General features: G+C 41.1%; 13 protein-coding genes, 4 pseudogenes and 2 riboswitches. Of the genes and pseudogenes, 3 read left to right on the forward strand and 14 right to left on the reverse strand.

Annotated elements, in window-relative coordinates; translation table 11 throughout:
- Nucleotides 1-36: 36 nt before the first annotated feature.
- Together RCG23_RS05395 and RCG23_RS05400 are read right to left on the reverse strand one after the other, a co-directional pair.
- Nucleotides 37-860 (reverse strand): annotated as a pseudogene (locus tag RCG23_RS05395) (electron transfer flavoprotein subunit beta).
- A gap of 687 nt (nt 861-1,547) precedes the next feature.
- The gene (locus RCG23_RS05400) at nt 1,548-1,772 is read right to left on the reverse strand and encodes an aspartyl-phosphate phosphatase Spo0E family protein (protein WP_308179971.1); all 225 of its coding nucleotides are present in this window, start codon (nt 1,770-1,772) and stop codon (nt 1,548-1,550) included.
- A gap of 271 nt (nt 1,773-2,043) precedes the next feature.
- Here RCG23_RS05400 and fosB point away from each other — a divergent pair, with 271 nt between their 5' ends.
- Nucleotides 2,044-2,457 (forward strand): metallothiol transferase FosB, encoded by a 414-nt coding sequence (fosB, locus tag RCG23_RS05405; RefSeq protein WP_308178889.1) that lies wholly within the window; start codon nt 2,044-2,046, stop codon nt 2,455-2,457.
- A gap of 915 nt (nt 2,458-3,372) precedes the next feature.
- Here the strand turns inward: fosB and RCG23_RS05410 are convergent.
- The 6 genes and pseudogenes from RCG23_RS05410 to RCG23_RS05430 form a co-directional block, all read right to left on the reverse strand.
- Complete coding sequence (locus RCG23_RS05410) at nt 3,373-3,885, reverse strand: 1,2-dihydroxy-3-keto-5-methylthiopentene dioxygenase (protein WP_308178890.1); 513 nt, start codon at nt 3,883-3,885, stop codon at nt 3,373-3,375.
- A 37-nt stretch (nt 3,886-3,922) separates the two neighbouring features.
- On the reverse strand, nt 3,923-4,552 hold the full coding sequence (locus tag RCG23_RS05415) for a methylthioribulose 1-phosphate dehydratase (protein ID WP_308178891.1): 630 nt from the start codon (nt 4,550-4,552) through the stop codon (nt 3,923-3,925).
- Entirely contained in the window at nt 4,542-5,216 is a 675-nt protein-coding gene (locus RCG23_RS05420) for a 2-hydroxy-3-keto-5-methylthiopentenyl-1-phosphate phosphatase (RefSeq protein ID WP_308178892.1), read from the reverse strand. Before RCG23_RS05420 ends, RCG23_RS05415 begins: the two co-directional genes overlap by 11 nt.
- Nucleotides 5,216-6,423 (reverse strand): annotated as a pseudogene (gene mtnW / locus RCG23_RS05425) (2,3-diketo-5-methylthiopentyl-1-phosphate enolase). Before mtnW ends, RCG23_RS05420 begins: the two are co-directional and overlap by 1 nt.
- Nucleotides 6,424-6,501: 78 nt before the next feature.
- A riboswitch (SAM riboswitch) is annotated at nt 6,502-6,610 on the reverse strand.
- A 63-nt stretch (nt 6,611-6,673) separates the two neighbouring features.
- Nucleotides 6,674-6,943 carry an aminotransferase class I/II-fold pyridoxal phosphate-dependent enzyme gene (locus tag RCG23_RS25875; protein WP_374049809.1) on the reverse strand — a complete coding sequence of 90 codons (270 nt, stop codon included), beginning with the start codon at nt 6,941-6,943 and terminating at the stop codon, nt 6,674-6,676.
- A 41-nt stretch (nt 6,944-6,984) separates the two neighbouring features.
- Nucleotides 6,985-7,871: pseudogene (locus RCG23_RS05430) on the reverse strand (aminotransferase class I/II-fold pyridoxal phosphate-dependent enzyme).
- 108 nt (nt 7,872-7,979) lie between these two features.
- Here RCG23_RS05430 and RCG23_RS05435 point away from each other — a divergent pair.
- Nucleotides 7,980-8,762 carry a carbon-nitrogen family hydrolase gene (locus tag RCG23_RS05435; protein ID WP_308178893.1) on the forward strand — a complete coding sequence of 261 codons (783 nt, stop codon included), beginning with the start codon at nt 7,980-7,982 and terminating at the stop codon, nt 8,760-8,762.
- 111 nt (nt 8,763-8,873) lie between these two features.
- Nucleotides 8,874-9,029, forward strand: a riboswitch (SAM riboswitch).
- A 100-nt stretch (nt 9,030-9,129) separates the two neighbouring features.
- Nucleotides 9,130-10,314 (forward strand): S-methyl-5-thioribose kinase, encoded by a 1,185-nt coding sequence (gene mtnK, locus RCG23_RS05440; RefSeq protein ID WP_308178894.1) that lies wholly within the window; start codon nt 9,130-9,132, stop codon nt 10,312-10,314.
- Between the two features lie 37 nt (nt 10,315-10,351).
- Here the strand turns inward: mtnK and RCG23_RS05445 are convergent.
- The 6 genes and pseudogenes from RCG23_RS05445 to RCG23_RS05470 form a co-directional block, all read right to left on the reverse strand.
- Nucleotides 10,352-10,938 (reverse strand): annotated as a pseudogene (locus tag RCG23_RS05445) (metalloregulator ArsR/SmtB family transcription factor).
- Between the two features lie 119 nt (nt 10,939-11,057).
- Nucleotides 11,058-12,680, reverse strand: a complete 1,623-nt coding sequence (locus tag RCG23_RS05450) for a PAS domain-containing sensor histidine kinase (protein ID WP_308178895.1) — start codon at nt 12,678-12,680, stop codon at nt 11,058-11,060.
- A complete protein-coding gene (locus tag RCG23_RS05455; RefSeq protein WP_308179972.1) occupies nt 12,586-12,951 on the reverse strand; it encodes a PAS domain-containing protein in 366 nt (121 codons plus the stop codon). The genes RCG23_RS05450 and RCG23_RS05455 overlap by 95 nt, the downstream gene beginning before the upstream one ends.
- Nucleotides 12,952-13,094: 143 nt before the next feature.
- Complete coding sequence (locus RCG23_RS05460) at nt 13,095-14,885, reverse strand: methyl-accepting chemotaxis protein (RefSeq protein ID WP_308178896.1); 1,791 nt, start codon at nt 14,883-14,885, stop codon at nt 13,095-13,097.
- A 164-nt stretch (nt 14,886-15,049) separates the two neighbouring features.
- Nucleotides 15,050-17,344 (reverse strand): thiamine pyrophosphate-dependent enzyme, encoded by a 2,295-nt coding sequence (locus RCG23_RS05465; RefSeq protein WP_308178897.1) that lies wholly within the window; start codon nt 17,342-17,344, stop codon nt 15,050-15,052.
- The gene (locus RCG23_RS05470; protein ID WP_308178898.1) at nt 17,344-18,357 is read right to left on the reverse strand and encodes a 2-oxoacid:acceptor oxidoreductase family protein; all 1,014 of its coding nucleotides are present in this window, start codon (nt 18,355-18,357) and stop codon (nt 17,344-17,346) included. Before RCG23_RS05470 ends, RCG23_RS05465 begins: the two co-directional genes overlap by 1 nt.
- Nucleotides 18,358-18,514: the final 157 nt, after the last annotated feature.

Genomic DNA, 18,514 nt, shown 5'->3' on the forward strand with positions numbered 1-18,514 from the left:
TGGAACTCCTCCTCGCAACAGCTTTTCTTTTGTTTATTAGTTTGAAGATTGTAGAGTGAACAGCTCTTTTTTCTCCATTAATAGCTCTATCAACTGATTAACCTGCTGGTCTGCAGAACCTTCAAGCCTTTTACCGCCTTCGGGTTTGGGTGGAGAAAACATTTTCCCTACAATGGTCGGTGAACCCTTCAAGCCTAACTGTGCCCGATCTACATTTTCCAGGTCACTCACTGCCCAAATTGCAGGTTCATACCGAGCCGCTTTTATCATGTTTGTAAGCGGTGAATAGTCGATTTCATTTATTTCTTTTTCAACGGTCAGCAAACATGGCAGTTCAGCCTGTATCAATTCATATCCGTTGGTTAATTTCCTTTTTATTAGTACGGTTCTTTCACTCCTGTTAATTTCTGTTATTTCTATTACATTCGTTATTGGCGGAATATCCATCCTTCTAGCAATCCCAGGACCTACCTGTCCAGTATCACCATCAATGGCATGCTTGCCGCATATCACCATATCAACCGGGATTTCCTTGTTGATTCTCTCAAGTGCTTTTGAAAGAGCATAACTGGTTGCAAGTGTGTCAGCACCTGCAAAAGCTCGGTCAGAAATTAAATATCCCCTGTCAGCTCCGATTTCAATACTTTTCTTTATTACTGCGGTCGCCTGGGCGTGCCCATTGATAGAACGGAAATAGTGCCGCCTGTCAGTTCTTTAATTTTAACTGCCGCCTGGACTGCATGGCCGTCATATGGATTTAATATGGCAGGTGCGCTGCGGCGGTCGAGTGTGTTTGTCTTGGGATTAATTTTAATAATTTTTGTATCAGGAACTTGTTTGACACATACCACAATATGCATGAAGAAATTTCCCTCCTCTATAGAGTGTAAAAATGGAAGCAGTTGCCTCCCTTTATATTTGAAAATGCTTGTTATTACGATATATGAATCGCAATATAAGCATAGTACAAAACAATAAAGAATTTTATGGTAGGTTTTACGGGTACAGTGATGTTTGTAAAAAATACGAATAGAATATGGAATAGACTGAAAGTGCTTGGTTATCAATTTTTATTCTGAAGTTTTCTATGAAGCTTGGACAATGGAAGACATATTAAGACAGAAACTAACCTACAATACTACTATAAAAAATATACAGATATAGACAATGATAAATATCACAGTTGTGGATTGGGATATCCTAAAAAATTGGCTGTTTTCTACAAGATTGTTGTTTTGCAAATAGGTTTTTAAAAGCAAATCGTTGAAAAAGAAGTTGATTGGAGCGGAAGGTGCAGCTCCTCGAAAATGCTCTCGCATTTCCTTCGTGCGATGTTGATTCTAGGAAGATGATTCAACGTCCTGCGGGAGCAGCGGGACAGGTGAGACCCCACAGGCGCTATGCGCCGAGGAGGCTCACCGCCCGCCCCGCGGAAAGCGAGCATCCTGTAGTGGAGATCAACTACTCCTTAAATAGCAACAAAGTATTCGAAAACAGCCAAAAAATAAAAGGAAGATTCCGCAGCTGGAATCTTCCTTTTCATATATTCACTTATACCAATACTTCCTCGGCCTGGAAATCAACAATTGCTGAAAGGAAATTCCAAACTTCAGCTCCCCTTGCCAGGGGCAGGGGGCTTGTTGATATTCATTAATCAATACATCAAGTTCCTGACTATATTTAATCGTTAATTCATTTGTAAAACCATTAATCAATGCACAGCTAATCATTTTTTCTCTTTGGGCATTTATTTCAATTAGGATATTTTCCAGCCGCGATTATTTTTCTGGTACAACTTATTTCTCCTCCTAAATTTCCCATATGCCTTTCTTCGTTTGAAAAAGTTGGCTACCTGATGCATTATGACAAGTATTTTCTCTAAAGTAAATGCTTTCGCAAAAGAAGACAAAACATTCTAATTATCTTGATTTTCGACAATATTTTTGTTGTTATTCAAGCATTTTACGACAAGAATCCCCGAGTTTTAATTGCCATATTTTGTATTATTTGATATTTTTTTAGAAGAGAAAGGAGGAAAATAATTTGTATCCGATTAACCATATTTGCCTTTCTGTAGCTAATCTAGAAACTTCAATAACATTTTATGAAAATATCTTCGGTGCACGCTTGCTTTTAAAAGGAAGGACCACCTGTTATTTTGATTTAAACGGCGTTTGGCTTGCTTTAAATGTCCAAAACGATATCCCGAGGGACGAAATCCGTCACTCCTATACTCACATTGCTTTTACCGTACCTAAGGAGGAAATGAAGACTTTGGAGGAAAAACTTAAAGCATTAAAGGTGAACATTTTAAATGGACGGGAGAGACATGAACGGGATGCACATTCATTATATTTTGAAGATCCTGACGGCCATAAATTCGAATTCCATAGCGGAACTCTTCAGGAAAGACTTGATTATTACCGGGATGAAAAGCCGCATATGAAGTTCTACTAAAAATAGGCTTTTATCATAAACTTTTTTATGCTCTTAATTCGTACCCACTTTTAGAGGCAGTCAAGACAAGTATTATTGAATTTAATGGTACTCGAGACCGAATCATGGGTGTATTCAGACAGGTTTAATCATATCAAGAGCATTCGAGACCGAATCATGGGTGTATTCAGACAGGGTTGATCATATCAAGAGCATTCGAGTCCGAATCACGGGTGTATTCAGACAGGTTTGATCCATTCAAAGGCATTCGAGTCAGAAACAGAGGTGTATACAGACAGGGTTGATCCATTCAAAGGCACTCGAGTCCGAATCATGGGTGTATTCAGACAGGGTTGATCATATCAAGAGCATTCGAGACCGAATCATGGGTGTATTCAGACAGGTTTAATCATATCAAGAGCATTCGAGACCGAATCATGGGTGTATTCAGACAGGTTTAATCATATCAAGAGCATTCGAGACCGAATCATGGGTGTATTCAGACAGGTTTAATCATATCAAGAGCATTCGAGACCGAATCATGGGTGCATTCAGACAGGTTTAATCATATCAAGAGCATTCGAGTCCGAATCATGGGTGTATTCAGACAGGGTTGATCATATCAAGAGCATTCGAGTCCGAATCACGGGTGTATTCAGACAGGTTTGATCCATTCAAAGGCATTCGAGTCAGAATCAGAGGTGTATACAGACAGGGTTGATCCATTCAAAGGCATTCGAGTCCGAATCATGGGTGTATTCAGACAGGGTTGATCCATTCAAAGGTATTCGAGTCAGAACCTAGAGCGACTACTAGCAGGTTTGATGAAATGAAGGATAATCGAGTCTCTAATTAGAGGATTAAGGTACAAACTCTTAATAATTTAATTTATAAAAAAAGCCGGCTGATGTATGTTATCAGCCGGCAGTTTGCTATTTATTGAGCAACTTCTTCTTTATTATAAATCGGCACCCAGCCTTCGGTCGTAACGAAAATTCTAACAGCAACCACTTTGCGGTCATCTTGGAGGGTAAAATAGTGCCGCACATTTTCAGGGACTGAAATTAAGTCTCCTGGCTCAAGGAATACTTCAAAAAATTCTCCATCTTTCCCCTGGATAACAAACACACCGTGGCCGCTTACGATAAAACGGACCTCGTCATCTGTATGGTGGTGTTCCTGCTGAAAGTTTTGTAAAAGCTGTTCAAGGTTGGGCGTGTTTTCAGACAGCGAAATAACATCCTGTGCCTCGTAGCCCCTTCTTGCTGATATATCTGATATTTCTCCAGCGAAGGCAGTAAGAATTGCTGCCTTTTCCTCGTCTGATAGTAAATACTTTTCCACTAATTCCGTTGGCAATTTGGAAATGTCCCAGTTTTCATAAATAACTTCCTGGCTGTCCAGGAACCGGCTTACCTCTTCTTTACCATGAATTTCTTCTTCTCGCATTGAAATTTAATAAATGCCATTTTTCTCTTCCTCTCTATTAAACTACTTTAAATAATTGGTATGGTTTGTGTTCAAGGAGGCGTAACTGATACTTGAATAAAAACTCAGAGGCTTCCAGGATTTTTTTTGCTTCAAAGGCTGTCCTGCCCCAAACGGTTATTCCATGATTGCGGATAAGCACAGCTCCAGAATCACCAGAAACATGCTCCGAGAAAGCTTTTGCAAGTGTTGGGATATGTGCATAATTACTGACGATCGGCACCCGTAACACCGCATCTTCCTCCCACTTGTCAAATGCTTTAATGAGTTCCTGCCCCTGGAAGGACACCTCTCCCCTGTCACCGTAAACTTCAGAAATAACGTTATTGTCAATGGTATGCACATGCAGGCTGCAGCCGGCATTAGTCCTCCTGTAAATCTCCACGTGAAGCAGTGTTTCAGCTGAAGGCTTTAAATGTGTTTCCCCTACCGGCCTCCCGAATTCATCGACAAGCAGAAAATCTTCATCTGTCCGCTTGCGCTTGTCTTTTCCGCTTGCTGTTACTAAAAACTGTAATGGATTGTCACTTACCTTAATGGCAAGGTTCCCGCTTGTTCCCATAAACCAATCTCTTCCCGAGAGTTCATCCTTTACATCTGCCAATTCATTCCATCTCTCATTTAACATTTAATTCCTTCACCTCAATCCTGTTTTTTAGTGCTTCAATGCAATCATAAAAAGTCTCAAATTGCTGATGCGGCAATTCCCATTCCTCACATTTTTCCTTTAAAAGATCCCTTGCTAGTACGAAGTCAGCCTGTTTTGCGGCTTCAAGGTCTGTTACTGAATCTCCTATTACAACTTTAAAGCGGTCCTGATGATTCAGCTTTCTAATGATGCTTGGTTTACAGCAGCCGCAGTCATTTTCACAAAGCCAATCGCATTTGTGAGGCCAAATAATCTTGATGTTTTCACCTGAAAAATCAGATGCATTGCAATATACACCATCGAAAGGTCCATATGGTTTCAGTAAAGGGGTGACAAAAAAGTCGATCCCTCCGCTTACAATATAGAGCGGAATATTTTCAGAACGTGTAAATTCTATAAACTCACTAAAACCTGCCCTAATTCGTGCATTTTCAATGGCATAAGCAATGATTTTTTCCTTCGATTCGCTTGGGATCAGTGAGAACAAGCTGCCTACTCCTTCACGAATTGATATCTCCCGTGAAAGAATTTGGTCCTTGACCGCTTCCCATCCTTCTGGAGCGAATTCTTTCATGATAGAAATGATATTATCTTTTTCCGTTACTGTGCCATCAAAGTCACAATAGATCACCGGCTTTGCCATTAAACGGTCACCTCCGCATTTCCCCATAGCTCTAATGCTTTTTTGAGTTCAGGAAATGCCTCGGCACCCTCTGATAATGATTTACCAGCTAATTTAGAATCGATGGCCTGCCTGAATGCCAGACCCCCTCCACGTGCCCCATCGGGATGTCCATGGACGCCGCCACCAGCATTGATGACAGAATCAACGCCAAAATCGCGAAGTAATAATGGGACGAGTCCCGGATGTATTCCAGCTGATGGAACCGGAAAAGCTGCTTTATAAACATCCTCTCTCGTTAATTCGACTGCAATGGATAGGGCATGGTTTCTATCCAAAGCCACTGAGCCATAAGGAGATGGGAACAAAGACAGATCGGCCCTGCATACCTCAGCAGTTTCCCGAGAAGCAGGGCATGTGAAAATCCATACTCTGGGGACGAAGCGAGCGCACCGCTCATTGCCGGATGTGCCATCAAAGGCAATGAAATTTCATCGTCTTCCCTTAATTCCTGAAGGACATCAAGTCCGTATGAAAACACATTAAATAATAAGAGGTCTGCGCCTATATCGGCTGCTTTTCTTGCCTTTTCTTTTAATGAGGACGTTCTTCCTGAAAGATTTACCGCGTACAATGTTCGATGGCCGGTTTCCTCGAATACGTAATCTAGCGCTTTTTTGCCCTCAACAATTCTTTTTTCAAATGGGGTAAGCTCATTCTCAAACAGGATTTCATCATCCTTGACCAGATCGATTCCTCCCAGTGCCTGCTGTTTTAACTGCTGGACTAGGAAATTTAGGTCCTTACCGAGTACTCCTTTGAAAATGCTCATTACAAGTGGACGTCCATATACCCCAGTCTTCTCTCGCAAACCCTCAATCCCATATCGAGGGCCAGGAAAGAAGCCTTTTAAAACCTGGTCAAACTGCAGGTCGATTAGCTTTACCTTTCCATCCAGTGACAGCTTGCCAAATACAGTCGTTAAAATCGCTGGCAAATCGCTCGAAAAATTTAAAGCGGGATAGGCAATCTTGATAATCGACTGGGCGTTTGTTCCGGACGATTGCTCGATCGAAACGACTCGTCCCTTATGCTTTTGCAATTGGCTCTTTTCCAGCTCTGGCAAGCTGGTCCATGATCCCACGGTAAGGCCAAGCGCAATTTCTTCCGCTTTTTTTTCTGGATTTTTCTCTGCGTGTAAAAGGTATGTTGCAATTAATTCACTCATAGTTATTCTTCCTTTCCAGCTTGGAACATTAAAAAAACCCCTTCAGAAAGAAGAGGTTAGCATCACAAAACTAACATCTTCTCATCTATCAGCTTTACGCTGCAAGAATTAGCACCGTGCTTAACTTTTGGTTAAGTCGGTTGCCGGGCTTCGTAGGGCTAGTCCCTCCACCTGCTCTTGATAAGAAAACGATTATATTATTCACATTTTTATATTGTTTAAATTAATTTGGATTATCGCAAGAAATAAGTTAATTGTCAATATGTTTTTTGAAAATTCCCAATGAACTTATTCTTCTAACAGCTTCAGCAAGTCTTTCTTCTGTAGTAAGAAGTCCAACACGGACATACCCCTCTCCGAAAGTACCAAATCCAATACCAGGCGCCACCATAATATGCGCTTTTTCGAGTAAAGTGCTGGCGAATTCCTGTGAGGACATACCTTCAGGAACTTTGAGCCAGGCAAAGAAAGAACCTTGCGGGGCCGTAACATTCCAACCTAGTTCCTGAAGACCATTCACGAGGACATTACGCCGTTTCTCATATAGCTCATTTAATTCTCTTACACAGTCCTGCGCCCTGTTAAAGCTGTTGCGGCAGCTTCCTGGACTGCACCAAACAAGCTGACATATAGGTGATCCTGCATCAGCTCAATTGCTGATATGACACTTTCATTGCCAACCGCAAAGCCGACGCGCCAGCCGGCCATGTTGTAGGTTTTGGATAAAGTATAAATTTCAATTCCGACTTCCTTTGACCCGTCAATCTGCAAAAAACTGAGAGGTCTTTCCCCATCAAACCCGATGCCTCCATAGGCAAAATCGTGAACAACACAAAGGTCATGTTCATTTGCAAGCTTTACTGTTTCCTCAAAAAATTCCTTTGTAGCCGTTGCACCAGTAGGATTGTTAGGATAATTAAGGAACATCATTTTTGCATTGGAAAGGACGTCCGGCTTCAATTCCCTATAATCAGGCAAAAAGCCATTTTCTTCACGCAGCGGCATGATTTCCATATGTGCCTGTGCAAGGGCACTCCGGACCAATAGTCTGGATACCCAGGATCCGGAACAAGAATGGTTTCTCCCGGATTCAGGAGGCACTGTGGTATTTCCACCAGTCCAGCCTTGCCACCAAACAGGATAGCAACCTCTTTTTCAGGATTAATACTTACGCCATACTCTCTTTTGTAAAATTCTGCGGCTGCTTCCTTTAGATAACGATAGCCCTGGAAGGGGGAATATTTATGATTAATTGGATTTTCGGCCGCTTCCTTCAGCTTTTCCACAATATGTGCTGGTGTGGGCTGGTCAGGATTCCCTTGTCCCAAATTAATAACATCATAGCCATTTTCAATATATTCTCCCACTTTTTTTACAAGCGAAGCAAAAAACTGTTTCGGAAGGCTATTTAATAAATCAGATTGCGAGAATTGTTTCACATTGGTCACCTGCTTCAGGATTTCATTTTTTTGTTGAAAATCTAGTCACAAATGATATAACTTAAATGACAGCTTGTAAAGTGAAATTTTAAAAAATTCAAAAGGGGCGGAATAGTAGTGAAACTAAAAATTGCCTGTCTTCAAATGGATATTGCATTCGGAAATCCTGATGCAAATTACGAGAAAGCACAGCAGCTTATAGAGAAATCCATGCTTCAAAAGCCCGATGTCCTTGTGCTTCCAGAGCTATGGACGACTGGATATGATTTAACACGGCTCGATGAAATTGCGGATGCCGGCTGCAGCCAAACCCTCAAATTTCTAAAAGATGCGGCTGTAAAGTACCAGGTTCACCTTGTCGGTGGTTCAGTCGCCGGAAGGACTGGCAATGACGTAAGAAATACATTACTCATCATCAATAAACAGGGAGATCTTGTCCATCAGTATAGTAAATTGCATTTATTTAAGCTAATGGATGAGCACCACCATCTGACTGCTGGAACAGAGAAGGGTTTATTCAAGCTTGAAAACCGCTCTTTTGCCGGTGTTATTTGTTATGATATCCGCTTTCCGGAATGGATTCGGGCACATACTTCCGAAGGAGCAGAAGCTCTTTTCGTTGTAGCTGAATGGCCAAAGCCTCGTCTGGCACATTGGCGTTCTCTCCTGATTGCAAGAGCCATCGAAAACCAATGCTATGTGATCGCCTGCAATCGATCCGGCAGCGACCCGAAAAGTGTGTTTGTTGGCCATTCAATGGTAATTGATCCATGGGGCGAAATACTGGCAGAGGCTGGAGAAAACGAAGAAATACTTGAGGCAGAGATTGATCTCGGCACAGTGAAGGATATTCGAAGGCTTATCCCGATTTTCGAAGATCGCAAGCCTGAATATTATTAATTATTCAAAAAACTATTGACACTCTGATTTATGCGTTGGTATTATTTTTAACAGTGCCGGACAAATTCAGAAGATACGAAATCTTCTTGGCACTCAATAAATCCATATTTACTCTTATCATGAGCTGGCTGAGGGATCTGGCCCTTTGAAGCCCAGCAACCGACTGTAATGCCATTGTGAAATGGGGCGCATTCTGCGCCGGGACAATATCCCTTTAAGGCACGGTGCTAATTCCAACAGAAAGATTATTTTTCTGAGAGATAAGAGGTGAGAAGAATGTGTTTTCTTCCAGCCTCTTTCAGAATAAGAAAGAGGCTTTTTTGCTTTTAAAGGCAGGTTAGCCTCCCATATTTAGGAGGTAATTACAATGAGTTTCGCTACTAAAACATCTTATGAGCCACTTACAGAAGAATCCGCAATTTTATTAGCAGCCAGCAAAGGCATTTTCCAGGAGGATGCTGTTTTAACCTGCAAGGAAATAGGAGACGGCAATCTAAATCTGGTTTTTAGAATTGAAGATTCCCATAACAGGAAAAGCATAATCATTAAGCAGGCCTTGCCTTATGCGAAAGTGGTTGGGGAAAGCTGGCCATTAACACTTCAAAGGGCAAAGATTGAGGCTGAAGCACTAAAAATTTTCGGCGAGATCTGCCCTGAATACGTACCAGAGGTTTATTACAGTGATGAAATTCTAGCAGTCACGATTATGGAAGATCTTTCTCATCTGTCCATCGCAAGAACAGGATTTATACAGGGAGAAACTTATCCTTTAATCTCAGAGCACCTTGGCGAATATTTGGCTAAGACTTTATTTTTCACCTCAGACTATGGACTCGAAGCAGCTGAAAAGAAGAAATTGGTTAAGAAATTTATCAATCCCGAGCTTTGTAAAATAACAGAGGATTTAATTTTCACCGATCCTTTCTTCCCTTCTCCAAATAATTCATATGAAAATGAGTTAAGCGATGACGTTCAAGCCCTTTGGGATGATGAGGAGCTTAAATTCCATGCTTCCATTTTGAAAAAAAGCTTTCTTACTGAGGCAGAAGTATTGCTGCATGGGGATCTGCACACTGGAAGCGTATTCGCCAGTGAACAAGAAACAAAAGTAATCGACCCAGAGTTTGCATATTATGGTCCAGCAGGCTTTGATATAGGCCAGGTATTCGCCAACCTGGGCTTCCAGGTCATTTCAAGCCAAGCAAGACGAAACGTCTTTATTGCCCATCTTAAAACCACTTGGAAGGTTTTTGTAAAGGAATACACGCATTTGTGGAGGACAGCTAATAAAGAAGTGCTTTCAAATACCCAGGAATTTTTAAATCATATACTGAAAAAATACTTTGAAGATGCAGTGGGATTCGCGGGATGTGAACTAATCCGGAGAACTGTTGGCCTTGCCCATGTTGCTGATTTGGACGGTATCCAGGATGAGGAGCTAAGGCTGAAGTCAAAACGAAAGACCCTTTCAGCAGGCCGAAAACTAATTAAACAGCGCAGCGAAGTTAAGGACATAGAAGGATTTATTCATTTGCTAACAGAAGAGTTATAGAATATCAAGAAAGCAGCCCACCGGCTGCTTTCGTTTTTCACCCTTCAATTTTTGCCCACATTTCTTCAGGGTTCAATTCATAAATCCCGTTTTCCCGATACATGTAATGATTAATGATAAACTCCCTGCGGATGGTAGCATAATCTTCATGGAACTGCTTAATATATTCATTGAGCTCTTTTTCTTCATATTTTTTCCCTATTTTTAATCCTTGGACCATATGCTCAAACACGATTAATTTCTTTTTTCTCTGTGCGGGAATATTTTTCAGTTTTCCTTCTCTCGTAAAGAAATTTTCTAAGATTTTCTGTCTTTCCAGGCTTGATTCCACCATATCGTCAATCTCCTCCGCCCTCTTATCAAGCAGCTGTGAAAGTACCTTTGCCTGCTGTTTGATCATCGATTCGTTCAAATAGAAATAAATTGTATTTTTATCCCTTCGCTCATAGACAACGTTGACTTCACGCAGCTTTTTTAAGTGGTGAGTGATTGTTGGTGGGGTAAGTCCCAGTTTGCCTGCAATGGCCTGGCCATGAAGGGCCCTTTTGACAACAATGCGACAATTCTGACCCGTGTAGGATCTCCCATTGTTTTATAGAACGATACAAGCCGGTTTAACTGCATGCACAAGCGCTCCTTCTGATTAGATTATCATCTAATTAGATATATATCAAATTCACTCCAAATAGTCAATAGAAAAAACACTCCTCGAAGAAGTGTTTCATAATTTGTACTCACTACACCTAAATTGAGTCTTGGTTAGCTTTTGTCTTTTGAAGAGGAAGGCAAATATGAAATTCCGCGCCATTTCCTAATTCACTCTCAATTTCAATTTTCCCCTGATGTTCTTCGACTATTTTAAAGCTAACCATTAAGCCCAGTCCTGTTCCACGTTCCTTCGTCGTATAAAAAGGTTCTCCCAGCTTTGGTATTTTCTCTTTTGGTATACCCATCCCCTCATCCTTAATCGAAATATGTATCATATTCTCCTTCCTGCCCATCTTTATCGTAACCGTTCCACCATCAGGCATCACTTCAATTGCATTCTTGATGATATTAATAAAAACTTTCTTTAGCTGGTTCGGTTCGCAAACTATAGGAGGAATTCCTTTTTCAGGCACCATCAGGAATTGAACATTATGCAGAACCGCCTGGGCATTTAATAAATCGAGTGTTTCTTTCATGATCAGGACGACATCTTTTTCCTGGAACCTGACTGCCTGTGGTTTGGCCAGAATTAAGAACTCATTAATAATGCTGTCAATTCTTTGCAATTCCGATGTGATCACTTGATAATACATTGAGTGTTCTTCCTTTATGCTTTCCTCTAAAAGCTGGATGAAGCCTTTCAATGCAGTCATTGGATTGCGGATTTCATGTGCTATTCCAGCCGCCAGTTCGCCCAGGACGTTCAGCGTATCCGACTTTCTAAGCTGTTCCTGCATTTGGATTCTCTCTGACACATCCTTAAAAACAGTTAAATTCAAGCCTGCCACAATTGCATGCTGAGTTGAAAACTCAAAATGCCGCTTTTGCCCATCCCTGCAATCAAGTGTTATGGAAGAAGCATGCTTACCATTTCTAATTACTTGTCTTACGTGCTCTGATAATTCCTGCTTTTTAAATTCGCAATCAGTAATTAGTTTCTGTAAAAATTGGCCCACCAGCTGTTTTTTTTCCACACTGAGCATATTTATTGCCGCACTATTTACATCTATTACCTTAAAATCCTTATTCCAAAGAATCAAGCCGTCCAATGCCTCTTCAAAAATAATCCTGAATATTTGTTCACTATCCCGCAATTCCTGCTCCATCCTATGCCTTTCACTGATGTCGCGGAAAATCGTCATTTGGAAACCGTCAACAGAATGCATCTTGCATGAAAATTCCAGCAGCTTCTCCCTGCCGTCTGCCATTCGAAAAAAGAGCTGTTCCTTGACTGCCCCTGTTGATCTAAATTCCTTCATGATTTTGAATAGAGGGGGATTTCTATGTCTATCCATACTTAAATCTTTGAAATTGCGTCCGATCAATTCGTGATAGGCACACTCGAAAATTCGGCATGCTGAAGCATTGGCATTAATAATGGTACCTTCCATATCCCAAAATATAATTCCATCCATTGCCTCTAAAAATAGTTCCTGGAATAGCTTTTCGTTTTCTTTGATTTTTTGTCCAAGAATCGTTTTATGGGTAACCTCTCTTAATACAGAAAGATAAAGGTCCAGCTTTTCATTATAGCTGGTAACTGACTCGAGATATGATATCCCCTTAGCGTGTCTGATAGGGAGTATTCCCTTTGCGCGGCCATCCCTGTTCCAGTAATTCCTGCTGCCTGTTAAGCTTGTACAGGCTCTCTTCGGCAATAAATCCCTCTAACCGGTGACCAATCACATCCTGGATTTCTTTACCGACAATCGTACAAAAAGCCCTGTTGGCATCTATTATATATCCACCTTTATTAAAAAGGATCATGGCATCCGGGGCAAATTCAAAGATATTATCCTTTTCAGCCCGCGCAGCATATTCTTTTAAGGTTTCATTTTCTTTGGCTAAAGAATCAATCTTTTCTTTTAATGATTCGATTTCATCATTTAAGGATTCTAATCTCACCTTAGGCATCCCGCCAATTCCCATAATCAGCAATCACAATATCTCTATTATTCTATTAAATACCTCAAAAAACCTTTAAATCCTTTGATAGAGTTCAGAAAAATAGGTATTATTTATCTTTTTAAAAATGCTGCTTCTTGATAGAAGCAGCATTTTCAAAGTTTGAATTATAGTTTGAACTTTGAAATCATTTCATTTAACTGTTCAGCAAGATCAGAAAGGGATTGGGCATGGTCTGAAATATTTTCCATTGAATGGTTTGTTTGAGTAATTGACGCACTTGTCTGCTCGATGCCAGCAGCAGATTGTTCAGAAACCGAAGCAATATTTTCAATGGAGGCATTCATAGCTGACGAGCTAGTTGAGACATGTTCAAGATTATTGGAAATATCCGTTATTTTTTCCGTCATCAAATCAACTGCTTTATGGATTTTCTTAAAGGTCAATCCGGTCACTTCAATTTGTTCAGTACCATGCTCGACTTCCTGATAGCCACTTTGCAAAGAAGATACAACTTCGTTTGATTCATATTTGATGCCTTCTACGATTTTCGTAATATCAGAAACAGAAAAGGATACCTGTTCTGCAAGCTTGCGGACCTCGGCAGCTACAACTGAAAATCCCCTGCCATGCTCACCCGCACGAGCTGCCTCAATGGCTGCATTTAAGGCCAGTAGGTTTGTCTGGCCGGCTATATCCTGGATTACCTGTACCAGCTTAGAGATTTGCTGGGTCTGGTGATCCAATCCTTTCACCTTTTCCACAGAAGTTTTCATAATTTGATTAATTTTAACCATTTGCTCTTGCGACTTTTCCATTAGCAGGTCGCCTTCTTGAGTCATGTTCAATACTTCATTCGACGATGACCTGATAAATTTTCCGTTTAGAACTGCTTCCTCTACCTTTGCAAGATACCTTTCCATCATTAGCACAAGATCCCCAGCTGATCCAGCCTGTTCCTCTGCACCAGAAGATAATTCCTGCATGGTTGAAGCAACTTGCTGGCTTGCTGCACGAACTTCTTCTGAAGCTCCGTTCAAATCCCTGCTTTTATTGGTTACATAGCTGGAGACTCCCTGAATTTCCTGAATCATCGCCTGAAGCTTTTCTCTCATTGAGTTTGTAGCCTTGCTCAATTCGGCAATTTCATCTTTTCCTTCATATTCAACTGCCTCTGCAGTTAAATTACCAGACGAGATTTCGTTAGATACTTTTACTATTTGGCCAAGCTTACGGGATATAATGGTTCCAATAATCATAATCGCCGCTACTCCCAATACACCGGAAATACAAATTGAAATTACCAGGACGATTAATGTCAGGATAAGCTTTCCTTTAGCAGAACTAATCGCACTTTCCTGAGCATTTTTTAAGTCTGTTTTTAATTTATCCAGTTTAACAACCGTTTTTGCAATAAGGTTGTCCGCCTGAAGTTTTCCAAGCCGGTATTCACGCTCGTGCTGAAGACGTACACCTGGCATAATATCTTTTGTAAAAATATCATTTATTTGTTGGTCATTCTTATCAATCTGCTGGAGAAGCTCCTTTGTCTCACCACTTGTAAGCGAGCCTTTAAATTCGTTTTTCAATGAATTAAACTTTGCTGTCAGCTTCTTAAAGTCATTTAAATGCCCTGGGTTAGAATCAATGATAAAGTTTCCAATTACACTTCCCTTTTGCTGAAAGACAGCTGCTGATTCAGCAATTTTCACAGCCTTTTCACCTGAGTCACTGACACTTTGCAGGCTGGAGTTGACCATTGTTAACAGGACAAAAGTAACTGCCGTGGAGGCAGCAAAAAGTCCAATGGTCAGAAAGAGCGCTGCACCATATTTTTGGCCGATTTTTAAATTCTGCCAAAACTTAAATTTCACTAGAGATTGTATGACTTTTTCCACTTTCTTTTCTCTCGTTTTCATTTTCTTCTGTTGTTTAGTTTTTCTTTGGAATAACTTCACAATCTCTCCCCCTTTTATCTTTCACTCTAGTTGCCAATAATGATAAAAAATTCCTACTTTTCTATTCATTCATTATAATTGAAAAAGAAACGCTAGTGAATAAATTGTTACAATAAGCGACAAAAAAACAAAACGCCCACGTGGACGTTTTGCATTTTTCCTTATTATAAATATGGATTGTCATTTTTGGCCTTGAGTCGCTTCCATCTTTTTTCAACTTCTTCTTCGAACTCGTTAAGTATAGATTTATTTTCTTCTTTTAAGAGATGCTTCGTTTTGCCCATATACTTCAGCCAGCCTGAAAGCGGGATCCTGTTATTTTTCGTTTCCGGATCATAAGTTATTGTCGTGATACCCTGTTCTACCTCATAAAGAGGGAAGAAACAGGAATTAACAGCCGCTTCCATTATTGTCTCTCCATAACGGTCTTCTGATTTCCAATTAAGCGGACATGTAATCAGGATTTTCCCATAGACCGTTCCTACATTTTGGGCATACCACTGTGCCTTGGCACCTTTTTTAACCAGATCCTGCGGAAATGCTTCAGAGCCTGTAAATACATAAGGAATATTGGTTGCCGCCATAATTTGTGCGGTATCTTTATGGTGGAAGGCTTTTCCGCGCTGTGTTTTTCCAACACTGGTTGTACTTGTCATATGTCCCATTGGTGTAGAATAGGACATTTGGGAACCTGTGTTCATATAACCCTCGTTATCGTATTCAAGCATGATCAGTTTATGGCCCCGAAGCGCCGTTCCGATTGCCGATCCCATGCCGATATCCATTCCCCCGTCACCTGTGATCATAACAAAGGTTGCATCTTCTGCCACTTCAATTTCCCCGCGTCTTTTCAGCTCCAAAAAGGCTTCGAGTGTACCAGACAGGGTGGCCGCTCCATTTTGGAACAGATTATGAATCATCGTCTGCTTATGCGAGCTATGTGGATAAGAGGTTGTTGTTACATAAGCACAGCCAGTCTGGAACAGGACAACTATGTCACCTTCAATTCCTTTAAAAAACAGTTCTAATCCGGCAAAGATACCGCAGCCCGGACATGCCCCATGCCCTGAGGCGATTCTTTTAGGCTTGCTGGTCAGCGCTCTTAGTGGCGGAATTTTCACCTTTAATTTATCGGTTGCTTCATTCATTTCCACTTCAATCAAACCCGTTTTATATGCATCACCATGCTGTGGTTCAATAACTGGCTTAAGTATTTTCTCGGGATTCCCAGGAACATGGCCATAATAGTCAAATCGCTTTTCAGCATAGCCTTTTTCCATTGCATCGATGGCCAGTTCGAAAAATTTCTCTGCATCGCTTGCATAAAAATCTTTTCCACCAAGGCCGAATACTCTGCTTAGGACGATTGTTCCGTTTTCAAGGTCTTCCTGAAGTGCAGATTTCACTTCATGAGTGAGGTTCGGTCCATTAGCTCCATAAGAATCGGCACGCTCGCCCACTAATAATGATTTTACATTTTTAAGCGCTTCGCGGATTTCTTTCGCAGGGAATGGACGGATGATATTCGGGCTTATTACACCAGCTTTTACGCCTTTTGCGCGAAGCTGGTCTACCACATCCTTGGCCGATTCTGCAGCTGAGTTCAATAAGAATAAAGCTACTTCTGCATCCTCCATTTTATATAAATCGAGAACAGGAAATTCTCTGCCCGATAGTTTCTCATACTCTGCAGCCACTTCTTTAAAAACCTCACCGGCATTATAAATCGCTTCTGATTGCTGGTAGTGGTTATTTATGAGGTCATCACCATTCATATGTGCTCCGATGGTAACAGGTTTTTTTGGATCTCTGGCAAAATGATAGTCTGTTGGACATTCCCCTACAAAATGCTGCACCACTTTCCGATCTTTAAAATATTCTACTCTCCTTTTTTGATGGGAGGTAAAAAATCCGTCATAAGCAACAATGACTGGCAGGCGAACCTTTGAGTGTTCAGCAATTTTCAATGCCATGATATTCATATCATAAACTGCCTGCGGGGTTCTTGCCGTTAAAATAACCCATCCTGTATTAAGGGCATAATACAAATCTGAATGATCTCCTCTTATATCCAGCGGTCCGCTGACCGCACGCGTTACCAAATTCATAACCATTGGGAAGCGGGTTCCTGCCTGAACTGGCATCTGCTCTAGCATATATAAAAATCCATTTGCACTCGTAGCATTGAAAACTCTTGCCCCTGTTGCAGAGGCACCATAGCAAATCCCTGCCGAACCATGCTCACCATCCGCAGGAATCAGCTTGATATCATGCTCTCCGCGTGCCTTCATTAAATCCAGATACTGCGCAACCTCTGTAGAAGGCGTAATTGGAAAGTATCCCATAATATGATAATTGATTTGAGCAGCTGCCATAGCAGCCATTTCATTCCCTGATTCAAAGGTGGATACTTGTTCTGCTGCTCCCTTTGCTTTCAATTCCTCTTCTAATATAGCCATTATGATATCCCCCCTGCTACATACGGAAACTTTTGCTTCACCCGGTTTTCTTCTGCATAACCAATCATTTCCCGCAGGTCGCTCAGTGCATCCGTTGGGCAGGCTTCCACACATTTCAGGCAGCCTTTGCAATACTGATAATCAATTCCCTTCAGAAACATTTGCTTCCTGCCGCGCTTGTCCTCGCCTTCTTCCCATACAAAACAGAAGTCCGGACAGACAGTATCACAGGCTGCACAATGTATACATGCATCTCTTTCCCAATTCGGCAAAAATCCCTGCCTTGAGCCGCTTAGATCTTTAAGGATACTGTTGGCTTGAGTGGTCATGACTCCGCCAATTTCCTGTGTCATATAACCCAGCTGTGGCAGTGGCCTCACAAAGCTTTTTCCTATTGCTCCTTCGGTTACTTCATATGTTTTAAAACGCACTTCATTATATCCTCTGTTGAATGTCCTGATATTAGGTTCAACAAGGTGAGGATATTTCTTTTCAAAGGTTCTTCGGATGACATCTTTCATTGCCTCCGGGTCTAAAAATTCACAGATGCGGAACAACGCACCCAGCATTGCCGTATTTACTTTTGTTTTTTCTTCAACCGCAATGGTCAATGCATCTACTATTGCCAGTGTTCCATATGTTAGCTGCAAATCTTTTTTGATATCATCAAAGTCCCTTGTAGAATTCACCATAACAATTCCGTCTGCGTTAAGCCCGCTCACAACATCTACTGTCTTGTATAGAGCTTCATGAAAAACCCCGATGACTTGCGGTTGCTCTATTGGACTATGGTCGCGGATTTCTACACCAGGATCACAAAAACGGACGAAACTTTTTACCGGAGACCCCTTCTTTTCAGAACCATATGACGAAAAATTCGACCCGTTAAGGCCAAGTCCCAATACCCCGGCTTCAGCAAGCATTTTACCGGCCAGGTTGGCACCTAATCCCCCGATAGATTCCAGGCGTATTTCAAAAAATCCAAGTTCATTTTTATTAGGTAAGATTGACATATTCTCCCTCCCTGTTCTCGTTCAAACTCAATAGCAACTATAAATTCTTCCCCTCTGATATTGTATTTCAGCGTATTGTATTCCGCTGTGACAAAAGTCATAAAACTCATGTTTTTTTGAAACACAATATTTTTTTCAAAAAAAACCCTTATAAAAC

The sequence above is a fragment of the Neobacillus sp. PS3-34 genome (assembly GCF_030915465.1).
GTDB lineage: Bacteria > Bacillota > Bacilli > Bacillales > Cytobacillaceae > Neobacillus_A.

Excerpts from the sequence above, each read along its gene's own strand:
- RCG23_RS05410 (WP_308178890.1), bottom strand. The coding sequence starts at position 3,885 with ATGCGAGAAGAAGAAATTCATGGTAAAGAAGAGGTAAGCCGGTTCCTG.
- RCG23_RS05415 (WP_308178891.1), bottom strand. The coding sequence starts at position 4,552 with ATGTTAAATGAGAGATGGAATGAATTGGCAGATGTAAAGGATGAACTC.
- RCG23_RS05420 (WP_308178892.1), bottom strand. The coding sequence starts at position 5,216 with ATGGCAAAGCCGGTGATCTATTGTGACTTTGATGGCACAGTAACGGAA.
- mtnK (WP_308178894.1), top strand. The coding sequence starts at position 9,130 with ATGAGTTTCGCTACTAAAACATCTTATGAGCCACTTACAGAAGAATCC.
- RCG23_RS05455 (WP_308179972.1), bottom strand. The coding sequence starts at position 12,951 with ATGGGAATTGGCGGGATGCCTAAGGTGAGATTAGAATCCTTAAATGAT.
- RCG23_RS05465 (WP_308178897.1), bottom strand. The coding sequence starts at position 17,344 with ATGGCTATATTAGAAGAGGAATTGAAAGCAAAGGGAGCAGCAGAACAA.
- RCG23_RS05470 (WP_308178898.1), bottom strand. The coding sequence starts at position 18,357 with ATGTCAATCTTACCTAATAAAAATGAACTTGGATTTTTTGAAATACGC.